Source organism: Chryseobacterium sp. MEBOG07 (assembly GCF_021869745.1).
GTDB lineage: Bacteria > Bacteroidota > Bacteroidia > Flavobacteriales > Weeksellaceae > Chryseobacterium > Chryseobacterium viscerum.
Genome location: NZ_CP084579.1, coordinates 167774 through 182201, shown reverse-complemented (window position 1 = coordinate 182201; position 14428 = coordinate 167774). Strand labels below are relative to the sequence as shown.

At 37.0% G+C, this 14428-nt stretch carries 10 protein-coding genes and 2 pseudogenes; 9 read left to right on the top strand and 3 right to left on the bottom strand.

Annotation, left to right across the window (positions count from 1 at the left end):
• The first annotated feature begins 3 nt into the window (after positions 1–3).
• The 7 genes from LF886_RS00790 (at position 4) to LF886_RS00765 (ending at position 8230) form a co-directional block, all read left to right on the top strand.
• A complete protein-coding gene (locus LF886_RS00790; protein ID WP_236852223.1) occupies positions 4–888 on the top strand; it encodes a DUF3347 domain-containing protein in 885 nt (294 codons plus the stop codon).
• Between the two features lie 30 nt (positions 889–918).
• On the top strand, positions 919–1572 hold the full coding sequence (locus LF886_RS00785; protein WP_236852222.1) for a DUF3347 domain-containing protein: 654 nt from the start codon (positions 919–921) through the stop codon (positions 1570–1572).
• Positions 1573–1574: 2 nt separating this feature from the next.
• Entirely contained in the window at positions 1575–2036 is a 462-nt protein-coding gene (locus LF886_RS00780; protein ID WP_236852221.1) for a heme-binding domain-containing protein, read from the top strand.
• 10 nt (positions 2037–2046) lie between these two features.
• Positions 2047–2421, top strand: a complete 375-nt coding sequence (locus LF886_RS24060) for a multicopper oxidase domain-containing protein (RefSeq protein ID WP_410685305.1) — start codon at positions 2047–2049, stop codon at positions 2419–2421.
• 36 nt (positions 2422–2457) lie between these two features.
• Positions 2458–4341, top strand: coding sequence for a multicopper oxidase domain-containing protein (locus LF886_RS00775; RefSeq protein ID WP_410685303.1), 1884 nt, complete (start codon positions 2458–2460; stop codon positions 4339–4341).
• 319 nt (positions 4342–4660) lie between these two features.
• On the top strand, positions 4661–7021 hold the full coding sequence (locus LF886_RS00770) for a TonB-dependent receptor (protein WP_236852220.1): 2361 nt from the start codon (positions 4661–4663) through the stop codon (positions 7019–7021).
• Between the two features lie 60 nt (positions 7022–7081).
• A complete protein-coding gene (locus LF886_RS00765; protein ID WP_236852219.1) occupies positions 7082–8230 on the top strand; it encodes a DUF4374 domain-containing protein in 1149 nt (382 codons plus the stop codon).
• A gap of 175 nt (positions 8231–8405) precedes the next feature.
• Here LF886_RS00765 and LF886_RS00760 read toward each other — a convergent pair whose 3' ends face one another.
• Both LF886_RS00760 and LF886_RS00755 read right to left on the bottom strand, forming a co-directional pair.
• Positions 8406–10529, bottom strand: coding sequence for a TonB-dependent receptor domain-containing protein (locus tag LF886_RS00760; protein ID WP_236852218.1), 2124 nt, complete (start codon positions 10527–10529; stop codon positions 8406–8408).
• A gap of 10 nt (positions 10530–10539) precedes the next feature.
• Positions 10540–11747, bottom strand: a pseudogene (locus LF886_RS00755) (PepSY-associated TM helix domain-containing protein).
• A gap of 409 nt (positions 11748–12156) precedes the next feature.
• Here LF886_RS00755 and LF886_RS00750 point away from each other — a divergent pair.
• Positions 12157–13014 (top strand): annotated as a pseudogene (locus LF886_RS00750) (YifB family Mg chelatase-like AAA ATPase); the annotation flags it as partial.
• 272 nt (positions 13015–13286) lie between these two features.
• Complete coding sequence (locus tag LF886_RS00745; protein ID WP_236852217.1) at positions 13287–13478, top strand: hypothetical protein; 192 nt, start codon at positions 13287–13289, stop codon at positions 13476–13478.
• 153 nt (positions 13479–13631) lie between these two features.
• Here LF886_RS00745 and LF886_RS00740 read toward each other — a convergent pair whose 3' ends face one another.
• Complete coding sequence (locus LF886_RS00740) at positions 13632–14426, bottom strand: hypothetical protein (RefSeq protein ID WP_236852216.1); 795 nt, start codon at positions 14424–14426, stop codon at positions 13632–13634.
• Positions 14427–14428 lie beyond the last annotated feature (2 nt).

The following is a 14428-nucleotide window of genomic DNA, read 5'->3' as shown; positions in this document are numbered from 1 at the left end:
AAAGTGAAATCAATATCAAAAATATTGATGGTAATCACGGTATTACTATCATACACCCTAAGTTTTGCACAGATAAAAAATGTAAAAACATCAACCATAAAAGTATATGGCAACTGCGACATGTGTAAAACTAATATCGAAAAAGCAGGTAATCTAAAGAACATTTCATCCGTAGAATGGAATGAAGACACCAAAATGGCTACGCTGAGCTATGACGCGCAAAAGACAAATGAAGATGAAATCCTCAAGCGTATTGCTTTAGCCGGTTATGACAGCGAAAAATTCTTAGCACCGGATGATGCCTACAATAAATTAGCGGGCTGCTGCCAGTACAAAAGAGAGCTAAAACCCGCCAGCGTGGATAAAGATCAAGGAATGGATATGAATAATGAACATTCAAATCATGATCATAGTAAAATGACCCAGTCCAATAGCTCTGAAAATAAGAACGCTTCCCAGCTTAGTGTGGTTTTCAACAATTATTTTGCCTTAAAAGATGCTCTTGTAAATACTGATACAGCCACCTCATCTGCAAAAGCCACCTCTTTGGTAAAAGCCATTCAAAACGTTGAAATGAGTAAGCTTTCCAATGAAGAGCACACCGTTTGGATGAAAGTTTTAAAAGAACTTACAGCACAGGCAGAAAAGATGGCAGCCACCAAAGATATCTCAAAACAGAGAGACACTTTTGCGCTTCTGTCTGAAAATATCTATGCCCTTACCAAAGTTTCAAAACAGGACGAACCTGTTTATTATCAGCACTGTCCAATGTTTAATAATGGAAAAGGAGCGAACTGGCTTAGTAAAGAAGAAGCAATCAAAAATCCGTTTTACGGTTCCAAAATGCTTACCTGTGGAAGTGTTCAGGAAACGATTAACAGCAAATAATAAAGGACTTAATAAGTAAATATCAATACAATGAAAAATATAATCTTATCAATCATCATATCAACAACCGCAGCATTAACAGTAGTTTCCTGCAAAAAATCTCCAAATAAAAACAATGAATTAAAGACACAGGATAGCACATCAGTATCTGAAACAAAGACATTGCCATTACATGATTCAGCTGCTTCTGCTGAACCTGTAAGCGCTCCGGTTCAGAAAGCTGAAACGGTTAAAATAGAGGCTCAATCCCAAAGCTTTACCATTGACCCTATTATTAAAGACTATTTAGCCCTTAAAAATGCGTTGATAGCTGATAATGATAAAGGTGCATCCAATGCAGGAAAACAATTGCTGAATACCTTAAAGAATGTAGATGTTAAAAGCATTCCTTCCGGAAAGCAAAAAGAATATAAAGAAATAGCAGATGACGCTAGGGAAAATGCTGAACATATAAGTGATAATGCAGGAAAGATTGACCATCAGCGAGAGCATCTTGCTTTTTTAAGTAAAGATGTTTCAGACCTTGTTACCTTATTTGGAAGCTCACAAAAACTGTATCAGGATCATTGCCCAATGTTTAATGACGGTAAAGGAGCGATATGGATCAGTGAAACCAAAGCGATCAAAAATCCATATTATGGAAATCAGATGTTAAGCTGTGGTTCTGTGAAAAAAGAGTTCTGAAAATGAAACAAATACTAAAAAGAATTTTGGTATTTGTTCTGTTCATTTTTATTGCAATACAACTGTATCAGCCTGCCTTAAATGTAGATAAAGGACAGGCTGTTACAAAAGATTTTACAAGGGTTTATAAAATGCCGGATGAAGTAAAAACTTTGTTTCGGAATTCATGCTATGACTGTCATAGTAACAATACCGAGTATGCTTGGTACGATTACATACAGCCTGCAAGAACACTTGTAGAAAATCACATTAGAGAGGCAAAAGATGACCTTAATTTCAGCGAATGGGATACCTATTCAAGCCGAAAGCAGGAAAGATTGTTGAATTCAATAAAAGAACAGATTGTAAACAGAAAAATGCCATTGTCATCATATACTCTAATGCACAGAAAAGCAAAGCTGAGTGATGATGAAATTAAAAAGATAACCGATTGGTTAAACGCACAGAACAAAGTTTATGAATAAAAATAGTACAATGAATATACCTCATAATATCACGATAAGACTACTTCAGGTAGCTTTGATCCTCTTCTGCTGGCAGGGTATTTTTGCACAAAAAGTAGTACGATATGAGTTGTATGTAAAAGATACCCTGGTCAATTACGCCGGGAAAGAAAAAAGAGCCATATCCGTCAACGGACAGATCCCAATGTCTACTCTTACCTTTACAGAAGGAGATATAGCAGAGATTGTGGTGCACAATCAGTTGAAGGAGAGTACATCATTACACTGGCATGGAATATTTTTACCCAATAAAGAAGATGGAGTGCCATGGCTCACCCAAAAACCTATAAAGGCAGGGGCCACCTATACCTATCGTTTCCTAATTATTCAGCATGGAACACACTGATATCATTCACATTCCGGGCTTCAGGAACAGATTGGGATGTATGGAAGTTTCATCATGAAAAAAAGAGCCGATGACAAAACCTTCAGAAAAGGAATTGATGACCTGCCGACAGTTCCCATTATTTTAAGCGAATGGACCAACCTGAACCCTGACAATATCAACAGAATGCTGCATAACGCCAATGACTGGGCTGCCATTAAGAAAAATGCGACACAGTCTTATGTAGAAGCCATTAAAGAAGGACATCTTAAAACAAAACTTACCAATGAGTGGAAACGTATGCTGGCAATGGATGTAAGTGATGTGTATTATGATAAAGTGTTAATCAATGGAAACAACAATACAGATTTAAAAACCGTAGATGGAAAAAAACTGAAAGCGGGAGATAAAGTACGGTTAAGAATATCAAATGGCGGTGCTTCCTCCTATTTTTGGTTACGCTATGCCGGAGGTAAAATTACAGTTGTTGCCAACGATGGTAATGACGTGGAACCTGTAGAAGTAGACAGGCTGATTATTGCTGTTTCTGAAACCAATGATATTGTGGTAACAATTCCTCAGGACGGTGTTGCCTATGAATTTTTAGCCACCACAGAAGACAGAACCCAGTCCGCAAGCTACTTCGTAGGGAATGGTATAAAACAGCTCATTTCTCCTCTTCCCAAACTTAAATATTTTGAAGGAATGAAAATGATGAATGATATGATGAAAATGAACGGAGACCTCAATGATATGGGGATGAAAATGAGCCTCAACCAAATGGATATGAATGTGGTTATGTATCCTGAGATCACCGGAGATGGCAGTAAGAAGGTAGATCACAGTCAGCACAATATGAATGCAGATAAAGGAATGGATAAGGAAATGAACATGGACAGCAATCGATATAATGCCAATGCTTTAGGCAGCATCAAGACCTTGAATTATGCCATGCTTCAGTCTCCTTATAACACTGAACTTCCCAAAAATACTCCGGTAAAAGAATTAAAATTTATCCTCACTGGAAATATGAACCGTTATGTATGGAGCATGGACAATAAAATCTTATCAGAAACCGATAAAATTCCTGTAAAGAAGGGAGAGATATTGCGGATTACCATCTATAATAATTCCATGATGAGACACCCGATGCATTTACATGGCTTTGATTTCAGAGTGATTAACGGCAAAGGAGAGAAGTCTCCCCTGAAAAATGTACTGGATGTGATGCCAATGGAAACCGATACGATCGAGTTTCTGGCCAATGAAGAAGGAGACTGGTTCTTCCATTGCCATATCCTGTATCATATGATGGCTGGGATGAACAGAGTTTTTGCGGTGGATGATTACAAAAATCCGTATTTACCAGACAAAAAAGAGGCGTATAATATGCTTCAAAAAGAAAGCAATATGCCCCATTTCATGATTCAGAACGATTTTGCAACCAATGGAAACGACGGGGATGCCATGCTTCAGAATGCAAGATGGAACCTCTCTACAGAATGGCGTTTGGGATACAATGATATGCACGGATATGAAGTAGAAACGCACTTGGGAAGATACATCGGGAAAATGCAGTGGTTTATGCCGTTTGTAGGATTTGATTTCCGTTATAGAAAAATGGGAATGGATGAACAGGAGAAAAATATCTTTGGACAAAAGAACGAAAAAGACACCCGAAGAGCGGTCAGCTTAGGTTTTATATACACCCTTCCGATGTTGGTCAACTTTCAGGCAGAAGTATATCATGATGGGATCGTTCGTTTACAGTTGATGAGAGAAGATATTCCAATATCAAAACGATTGAGAGGAGGCTTTATGGTGAATACCGACAAAGAATACATGACCGAACTAAAGTATATTCTTAATAAAAATGTGAGTATTCGTGCCCACTATGACAGTGATATGGGATGGGGAGCCGGAATTTCTTTAGCCTATTAAATGATTTTTTATAAGAAAAGATTCACAATTATTCAATTACAGGAAGCAGCTTGTTTATGGCTGCTTCTTTCTTTTAAATCTATAAGATGAATATTCTCTAGTGGTATGTTTTGCTCTTCGTATGACTTTTTTCATACGGACAAGATAGAGTATCACGATGTTTTTATATTGATATCTGAATGTAAGCTTGTTACGGTTTGAAAGGTAAAATTATATATAAACAACCATTAATTATAATTAGAACAATTAAAAATAAAATCCTTTTTCGTTTGGGAATTTACAAGGTAACCTCTAATTTTGCGCTTTATAATTATAAATAATGAAATTGTATCAGCGTATTTTTATCTTTCTCATTTTTACCCTTACAATTTTCCTCATCAAAGCACAGGATACTGGCTTTTCGGTTCAGGGAGTTGTACAGGATCATACAAAGCAGGGATTAAATGGAGTAAACATTTTTGTTGAAAACACAAAAATAAAAGCAAAAACCGATCAAAACGGAAATTTCAAAATTAGTTACAAGAAAGGAGAAGCTACATTAGTATTCAGTCTGGATGGCTACAAAAAGCTCAAAAAGAAAATAAACTTCGGTGGCGAAGAATCTCTGGTAAATATTCAGTTAGCTGAGGATCATGCGACTGTGCAAGAAGTTATAGTACACGGCAAAGGTAAAGTAAAAGCACTGCAAGACGGTGCTTTTACTGTTAATACTATAGATGTTGCTAAATTGGCCAATACCACGGCAGATCTTAATCAGGTTCTGAACAGAAGCACAGGGATTAAAGTCCGCCAGCAGGGTGGTATAGGTTCCGATTATAACTTCTCTATCAACGGAATGTCTGGAAAAGCCGTGAAATTCTTTATAGATGGTGTTCCTTTGGAAATGCTTGGAAAAGGAGTGGATCTGAGTACATTGCCTGTAAATATGGCCGACCGTGTAGAGATCTACAAAGGGGTTGTTCCTATCCATTTAAGTACGGATGCTATGGGGGGAGCGGTCAATATTATTACGCCGGCAAGCAGCAAAAATTACCTGGATGCAAGTATAAGTCTAGGTTCTTTTAATACACAGCGTATCAATCTGAATGGACAGTTTAAAGATGATAAGACCGGAATTATCCTGCGTATCAACAGTTTTTATAATCATTCCGATAACAACTATCTGATGAAGGATATGAAAATTTGGAATGCTGCCAAAAATGAATATGAGCTAAGAGACCTGAAACGTTTTAATGACAGATATCAATCTGTTTTTGGAATGGCTGAGGTAGGATTAGAAAACAAAAGCTGGGCAGATTCTTTCTTTGTAGGAATGTCACAATCGGTTTTTGATAAACAGATACAGACCGGTTCCAATCAGGAAGTAGTGTATGGCGGGGTAAAACAAAACGGAGAAGCTAATAACTACTTTATGAAGTATAAAAAAGCGAACCTGTTCAATGATCATCTGGATGTGAATGTGTATGCAGGTTTCTCAAAAAGCGTTCAGAAAGCCACAGATACCCTTATGCGTAAATACAGCTGGGATAACACTTTTGAGCCTTCCGCAACAAGTGAAAAAGGAGGACGGACTATTATCATGCAGCATGAAGACCGTCTTTACTCACAGGTAGGGGCTACTTACAAAATAGTTGAGCATCACAAGCTTATCTTCAATTATGTACTTGACTATCTTAAGAATACCACATTCAATCAACTTGAAGAGGAAAAAAAGAATGTACCTCCGGCGAAGATGACCAAACAGATCTTGTCTATGGCTTATCAACAGGAGTTTTTCAATAAGCATTGGACTAATATTTTCTTTGCTAAATACTATCAGGTAGGACTTCAGAAAATGGTTTTCGATCCGGTGACCAGAACTGATAACCCGGCAAAGGATCATTTTAGCAGTTGGGGGTACGGCTTTGCTACCACGGTGAAAATCACAAAAGGATTGGGGATAAAAGGATCATTTGAACGTTCTTATCGTTTAGTAGAACCACAGGAAATTTTCGGAGATGGTGTTGCTGTAACCAGTAATATGAATCTGAAGCCTGAAACCAGCAATAATGTAAATGTAGGGTTTTACTATGGCCACCATTGGGGGGAACACGCTTTCCGTGTAGAAGGGGCAGGATACATTCGGGATACAAAGGATTTTATCTATACCGTTCCTAATTTATATAACAGTACTTTCAAATATGAAAACCTGTCCAATATCTTTACACGCGGACTGGAAGGAGAGATAAATTACCAATATAAAAGACTCCTGAATGTGTTAATGAATGTGAGCTACAACAAAGCTTCTGACAATACAAAATTTGCCAACAACAGTGATGATGTAGTTTCCGCTACTTACAAAAAAGATGTTCCTAACCAGCCTTGGTTATTTGGAAATGTAAATGTAAGCATTGGTAAAGACGACTGGTTTCAGAAAGACAGCCGAATAGAACTTTACTACGGACTACAGATGACAGAGTGGTTCTACAAAAACTGGAAATCTTATGGAAACCCACGAAACATTCCGATTATTCCACGACAAACCCTTCACAACATAGGGATAAGTTATTCTATGAAGAAGGGAAGATATAATTTGGCGTTCGATGTAAGCAACGTTGGGGATGCACTGGCATATGATAACTTCAAACTTCAGAAGCAGGGACGTGCTTTCTATATAAAATTCAGATACCTACTTAAGTAAAAGATTATGACACAATATATCAAAAACAGTATATTTTTAATACTCGCATGTTTAACCATCATGAGTTGTGAACGAGAACCCGGTTTAGGTGACTCTGAAAGCGGTGAAAAAGACTATAAATACTTTTTACTTTCCGCTCTTGGAAGCTGGCCCAATACTGTTCATTATATGACAGCTACCAACGACCTTACAAAAGGGGAAATGGATATTACCAAAGAAGGAGATGAAATTAACTCCAAAGGAACCTACTCCTACATTGTAAAAAATGGTTTTATCTATAACTATAAAACCGATCAGGGGATCTTCAAAAAATTTAAATATACACAGGATAGACTGACGACCGTAAAAGAAGTACCTTATACCTATATAAGTGATATTTCCAGCTATGTTTGGATAGATGATAATACGTTGGTTATCGTTGGAGAAACAGGGGATGGTCAGCATATACGCTATACTGTTTTCAATGCTGCCGACCTTAGTATTATCCGTCAGGGTGAGATCGAAGGGTTTCAGCCTTTCCCAAATGTTTATAATTTCTATTCGGTGGGTGCTATGACCTATATGGATGGGCAGATCTACCTGCAGTACAGCTTCCGTGATGGTAAATGGCTCACTCCTGAATATTACAATTTTGCGGTAATAGATTATAAAACCTTCAAAGTGAAAAACTCTATAACGGATAGCCGAAGCCCTGGTATAGCCAATGGTTCTCCTTATTTCAAAACTACCTTTACAAAAGATAAAGAAGCTTTTTATTATACATGTTTTCCACGTGTAGGAGCCGGAACAAGTGATATTTACCTTTTCAGGGCTCTCAAAGGAGCAACTTCACCTGATGCAGGCTATCAGATCAATCTTACCAATGTAGTTGGCGGCAAGCCTCTGGAAACCGTTATAGAATATATTGGGAACAATAAAATGGTAGTTCTGTACCGTGATCCGGCATTAGGAAGCAGTTACAATGGTCGATATGCTATTGTAGATATTGAAACCAAGCAGTTGGTGCGGGTTCTGGACGAACTGCCGGGAGATGAACCTTATGAACAAGGCATGTTTGTTCAGAATAAAAAGCTATATATTGCTGTAAATACCAATAAAGTAGGGAACTATGTATGGATTTACGATCCGCAGACTGATAAAGTAACTAAAGGGATGAAGCTTCCTAATAGTATTTCCGGGTTTGCCCGTTTCGATAAATTATATGACTAATTATAGCCTATAAACTTCGTAGAAAATATAGAATATTTATTTGATTAAAAAAGCGGTTCTCAAAAATTTTGAGAACTGCTTTTTGTTGCTTAATGCATTGTTTTTTATTTGTTTAAAGTAGATCCTTGTCAAGGTTATAAACCTTGACAAGGGTCTACTACAATAATTTGCTCTTTTAAAGCTTATAATTGAATGACAGTGTTACCACCCGGCTGTCCAGATTGTATTTTTGTCGGATTGTAGAGCTGAAGTTATTTCCTGTTACACGGTAATTATTGGTCTTCAATAAGTCGGTCACTGCAAGTTTTACGGTTGCTTTATCCTTCCATAATGTTTTAGAAATACCAAGGGTTAGGTCAAAGTAAGCATCGCGGATAAACAAGCCAATGTTAGATTTCGAAAAATACTGAGCATTAGCCTCTGCTTTTACTCCTTTTGCAATAGTAAAGCTGTTTTGTGCGTTTAGGGTAAATGCCAGTTGCGAACTGTTGATCGAATAATTCTGGTAATTACCCTTATATTCATTGTTGAATACATTCAGCATAGAGGTCAGCGACCACCATTTGAAAAGCTTTGTAGTGGCGGTAATATTGGCTCCATATACATAAGATTTGTTTAGATTGTCCTGCGTTTTTACGAGGATTCCTGTGTCCGGCTGGTAGTTGTATACTTCTGTCATTACATCATTTGTAACACTAAAATAGGCCGATGCAATAATGTATTTTCCCCAGGTATATCCCAATTCTGTTGCGTGTGTAAATTCCGGATTCAGATTAGGGTTTCCTTGCCAGTAGTTGAAAGGATCGTCATAAAAACGGAACGGATTCAGATCGAAGTGACTTGGTCTGTTGATTCTTTTACTGTATGAAGCATAAAATCCATGCTGATCATTCATCTGATATTTGATGGAGGCACTCGGGAAAAGGTTGGTGTAATTTCTTTTTCGCTGTTCCTGGGAAGTTTTCTGGTTGATATCCGTATGGGTCATCTCCGTTCTCAGCCCCAGCTGGAATGTCCATTTTGTCAGATTAAGTTTGTAGTTGGCGTACAATGCATGGATCTGCTCTTTGTATGCATATTCATTACTTGCTTTATCATCATTAATCCATTCGTCACCCTGCTGTATAAAATACTCCGAAGGATTGTTATTAGACTTTATAGTAGATTTCAACCCTGTTTCCAGATTATGCATATCGCTAAAAGGCAGGGTAAAATCTACCTTAGCATTGAAGACTTTCAGACGGGAAGCAATGCTGCCTCTTCTATTGTTGAATTTCTCTGTTCCCAGATTCACCAATGCATCTGAAATCTGATTCTGGCGGGAAGAGAAACGTGAAGTTTCGTATTCCAGATCCACATCTACCTTATAATCCTTGTCGTTGAAGATGTGGGTACCCTTTAAATTGTAGGTATAATCGTACCAGTTTTCCTTGCTTTTATTATCTGAGAGTACATGAGCAAACAGATTATCTATGGGCTGAAATATTCTGTTTTCCCCTTTCGAAAAATCTTCATATCGCCCTATTTTAGCATCAAATAAAGCACCAATAGTTGTTTTGTCACTCAAAGCATAATCAGCCCCGAATTTAAAATTATTAGAAGTTAAAGGCTCATTGGTTACTGAATTTTGATCGGTTCTCCGAGTCATTTGCTGAGGTTGTTTTTCATCGAAGAAAATCTGACTGAAGTCCCTTCTTTCTTCCTCACCACGGAAAGTATAGCTGTAGTCTCCGTGTAGAGAGAGTTTGTTATGAGTATAGTTCAGGCTTAATCCTGTATTTACTCTGCTTTTACGGCCTCTTCCTCCGTTTAGATAATAGTTACCACTCAGTCCTTCCGATGAGCTCTTTTTCAGTATAATATTAATGATACCGGCATTTCCCGCAGCATCATATTTGGAGGAAGGGTTGGCTATAATTTCAATATTTTTTACCAATGTGGAATTGGTAGAGCGTAACAGGTTGGCCAGCTCCTTTGCTGAAAGCGAACTGAGTTTCCCGTTGATCATTACACTTACTCCTTTTTTGCCCCGTAAAGAAAGTTCACCTTCCTGCGAAACGACCACACCGGGTGTTTTGCCCAGCAATTCCAAAACAGTAGTACCATCAGATAATACACTATTCTCTACATTAAAAATCATTTTATCAGCTTTTTGCTGGAAAACGACTTTACTCCCCTTTACTACAATGCCGCTAATCTCGGAGATTTTATCTGTCTGTAAAGAATCGTTCTGGCTCTCTGTCTGTCCGTAGGCATTCAGGCTCGCCATTAAAGGGAGCCATATATAGTGTTTCTTCATGATAATAGATTTAGGTTGTTGGTTTTTTTTTATTTTTTCTGCCCCACCAGATCATAAATCCGGTTATGGGCAATGAGGCGCAGAATAAACTCATGATAAATGCCAATATTTTCCCAGGCATTCCGAAAAAAGCTCCTACATGCAAATCATACGTAGCGTCTGTAGCTCTTTCAGCCATAGGTTTGTCTTCGTATGGGTGATTAAATAAAAGCTTCCCTGAATGCTCATCAAAAATCATCATGGAAGACTCAGCATAAGTGAATTCTTTATCCTTGATCCAGATGCTTAAATTGTCGTGTTTGTGGTCTGCTTCAGCATGGTCTTCAAGATCAATCCCAAAAGAATAAGCTTTCGGATAATGAGTTTTTACCTGTTCTATGATACGGTCTATGGTGGTTACGGTTTCCACAGATTCCGGTGCGGTTGTTTTATATTGACTGTAATCTGGTGTAGCAGAAGAAAAACCATTGAGTAATGCATATAGCCACATTTGGGTAATACGGAACGAATACATAATACCGGTAATCGCTACAACGATTGCAAGAAAAGAGGCATAAAAGCCAAGGATATTGTGTACATCATAATTCTTGCGTCGCCAGCCTTTTACCTTTTCCCAACGGAACCATAGACGTTGTTTACGCATTTTTTTATTTTTCGGCCACCATAGGATAATCCCGGTAATCAGCATTATTACAAAGATAATCGTGGATACCCCACAATAGTACCCCCAATTTTATTACTCAGTAACAGAGAGCGGTGCAAAATCATGCAGATAAAGAAAGGATTGTTTTTTACATCGTATATGGCGAGGACCTTTCCCGTGTATTGATTTACATAAACGTTTTTATAAATAATGAAGGTATTGAAGTGATTCCAGCCATCGGGATTCGTTTTAATGAGTCCGAACTGGTAGGAGCGGGCAGGATCTATAGGAATGGTTACTTCATCTGTTTTTACAATTTCATTTTTCAGCTGGGCATTCACCAGATCTTTTAACTCGCGTATAGGAATGGGCTTCTTATGCTGAATATCTTTTTCTCCATGAAAAGTATTTTCCTTGCGCAGGGCAGCGGTAATATCTTCATTGAAAACAAAAAATGCACCTGACAGAGAAATTACCAACACAATGATACCTGAAAACAATCCGAGCCATAAATGAGCTTTCAGAATATATTTTTTGAAGGTACCTTTGGATTTCTTGATGGCGGTCTGCTGCATTTTTATATCTATTTAGTCTTATTAAAAATAAATAAGCTACAAATATAACTTTATTTATACTAATTCTAAACAGTGAGATGGTTTTATTTCTCCTTTAAAACCTGATTTTTATTAGGATGTATGCTATGGGAAATAAAGAGAAGACCGTAAAAAAGGATCTCATTGGGTAGATAATTATAGGGAAGGAATATTTTTCCTGACTTGAAAGTGATAGAATATTTTGCATAATGTTTCGTCCAAAAATAATTTGGAATAAGTCTCTTATGCAGGCCTGATCGCTCTGAAAATCAACTCTCAATGCTCTTTTATTGATATCTTTTTAAATATACTTATTTCTATAGAAAATCATTAAAGTAACTCTCAGATTTTCAAAATAATATATTGATTATTTTTACCTCAAAAACACACCATGCTGATCAAAATTTATGGAAGTGCCATTCATGGAGTAGCTGCCCAGACTATAACAATTGAAGTGAATGTAGATACCGGTGGAATAGGATACCACCTGGTGGGTCTTCCCGATAATGCTATTAAGGAAAGCAGTTATAGAATCTCTGCCGCCTTAAAAAATGTAGGATATAAAATTCCCGGGAAAAAAATTACAATTAATATGGCTCCGGCAGATCTCAGGAAAGAAGGTTCCGCGTATGACCTGAGTATTGCAATCGGTATTTTAACGGCTTCAGATCAGATACTGGCAGAAAATATTAAAGACTATATTATTATGGGGGAGCTGTCTCTCGATGGAGGTCTGCAGCCTATTAAAGGCGTTTTACCAATTGCTATTCAGGCCAAAGAAGAAGGTTATAAAGGCATTATTCTCCCAAAGCAAAATGCCAGAGAAGCGGCCATTGTAAGTGATCTTGAAGTATATGGTATAGAGAATATCAGAGAGGTCATTGACTTTTTTAATGAAGGAAAGCCTCTGGACAGAGTTATATTGGATACGAGAAAGGAATTTCAGGAGAAAATCAACGACTTTCCTTTTGACTTTTCTGAAGTTAAAGGTCAGGAAGCCGCCAAAAGAGCGATGGAAGTGGCAGCAGCAGGCGGCCATAATATCATTTTGATCGGACCTCCCGGAAGCGGAAAGACGATGTTGGCTAAAAGAGTTCCCGGTATTTTACCGCCATTAACATTGAGAGAAGCACTAGAAACCACCAAAATTCATTCTGTAGCAGGAAAGATAGGAACCGAAGCCTCATTAATGACCGTTCGTCCCTTCAGATCGCCACACCACACGATTTCTGATGTTGCTTTAGTAGGTGTTAATTTTCAAAGTAAACGAGAATATTCAAAGTAAATGCGAATATTATCAAAGTAAACGAGAATAAAATTTATATTTACCTGAAAACATAATAAGAAATAATTTAGATACTATTTTTCTGGAGAAGCCAGAAAAGATGGAATTCAATCATTGCAATATTTTTAATACGTTTTATCTCTTCTTTCAAATACCAATTCAGATCCTTATCCGGGTATTGCCTCTAAGCATACGCTGAAAAATGGTTTAAATATTAAAAAAATCCAAAATTAGTTATGTTTCAGGGAGCTATTGGAAAAACCTTTCATAAAATTTATGAACCTTTCCTTTCTTATAAAGATGAACTTTCTATACTTACCAAAATTAAACCAAAAACTAATATTTTAGAAAGTATAAAAAAGTTGGGGATAGATGATAAAAAACTTGCTTTAATAAAGGAGATTCTTAATGATGATAAAAGCAGTTAGGTTTCTAACTGCTTTTATTCCCACTGGCAAAAACTAGAATTTTTTGCCCATAAACCTTAAGCATAGTTCTCAATTCCATTTTTCTTAAAATCTTTTCCAAAATCTTCTTTTCTATAGAAAATAATCCATTTAAGGTTGAGATTTTCAAAAGATTTATTTTATTAAGTCTACAGATACAATGATACCATGCCAGATTTTATTCTGATATACCCAATATTTCCTACCTGTTCCCAATACATTGTCAAATCCAAATGCATAGCCTAACCCTATTGAATTAAGCCCGAAAATAACAGTTCCACCATATGTAAAAGCTGCTGACTTTCTATCAGAGATAAGACCTGGAGCATTTGATTTAGTCTTTAGATCCACTCCGCCAATACCGAATATTCCGCCAAAAGTTATTGAATAGTTAGTTATATTGGAGCCCAGAAATTTTTTTGAAGGATTAAAGCTGCTATAGTTCAATCTGTAGGCAGGAGCAAAATTCACATTAAATCCAGTCTCCACATTTGGAGGATTTAACAATTCATCACCAATTCCTTTTCGGAATTTTAATGGAACTGTCAGAGCGGTAAGTGAAAATTTACTATAGTAGAAGTGAAATGGTTTCTGTTCAAAATACTTGTTATTAGCAAATTTTCTGACTTCAGAAGTATAATAAATATTTTCCATCCCTTTATATAGCACAACATTTTCAGGTTCTACGTCAACGATATCTGTTTGGGAAATGTTTTCTTTAATATTTTCAGGTATTTCAAACCGGGTTGTTCTGTCATTAAGTACTGTAGCGAATTTTTTGGTTACAGTGTACTCAATAATCTGATCTTTGCCGTCTTCCTGTCCCTGTCTATTCACATATTTGTAGACCTTTTGTCCAGCAAATACTGTTTTTTTTGCGTTACATGAGGACACAAGTAAAGTAAGTACTATAAAAGTTATTATTTTCATGA

Bases quoted from the DNA above. Each gene is read 5' to 3' on its own strand.
- LF886_RS00765 (WP_236852219.1), top strand. From the start codon at position 7,082: ATGAGTTGTGAACGAGAACCCGGTTTAGGTGACTCTGAAAGCGGTGAA.
- LF886_RS00740 (WP_236852216.1), bottom strand. From the start codon at position 14,426: ATGAAAATAATAACTTTTATAGTACTTACTTTACTTGTGTCCTCATGT.
- LF886_RS00775 (WP_410685303.1), top strand. From the start codon at position 2,458: ATGTATGGAAGTTTCATCATGAAAAAAAGAGCCGATGACAAAACCTTC.
- LF886_RS24060 (WP_410685305.1), top strand. From the start codon at position 2,047: ATGAATATACCTCATAATATCACGATAAGACTACTTCAGGTAGCTTTG.
- LF886_RS00745 (WP_236852217.1), top strand. From the start codon at position 13,287: ATGTTTCAGGGAGCTATTGGAAAAACCTTTCATAAAATTTATGAACCT.
- LF886_RS00760 (WP_236852218.1), bottom strand. From the start codon at position 10,529: ATGAAGAAACACTATATATGGCTCCCTTTAATGGCGAGCCTGAATGCC.
- LF886_RS00780 (WP_236852221.1), top strand. From the start codon at position 1,575: ATGAAACAAATACTAAAAAGAATTTTGGTATTTGTTCTGTTCATTTTT.
- LF886_RS00785 (WP_236852222.1), top strand. From the start codon at position 919: ATGAAAAATATAATCTTATCAATCATCATATCAACAACCGCAGCATTA.
- LF886_RS00770 (WP_236852220.1), top strand. From the start codon at position 4,661: ATGAAATTGTATCAGCGTATTTTTATCTTTCTCATTTTTACCCTTACA.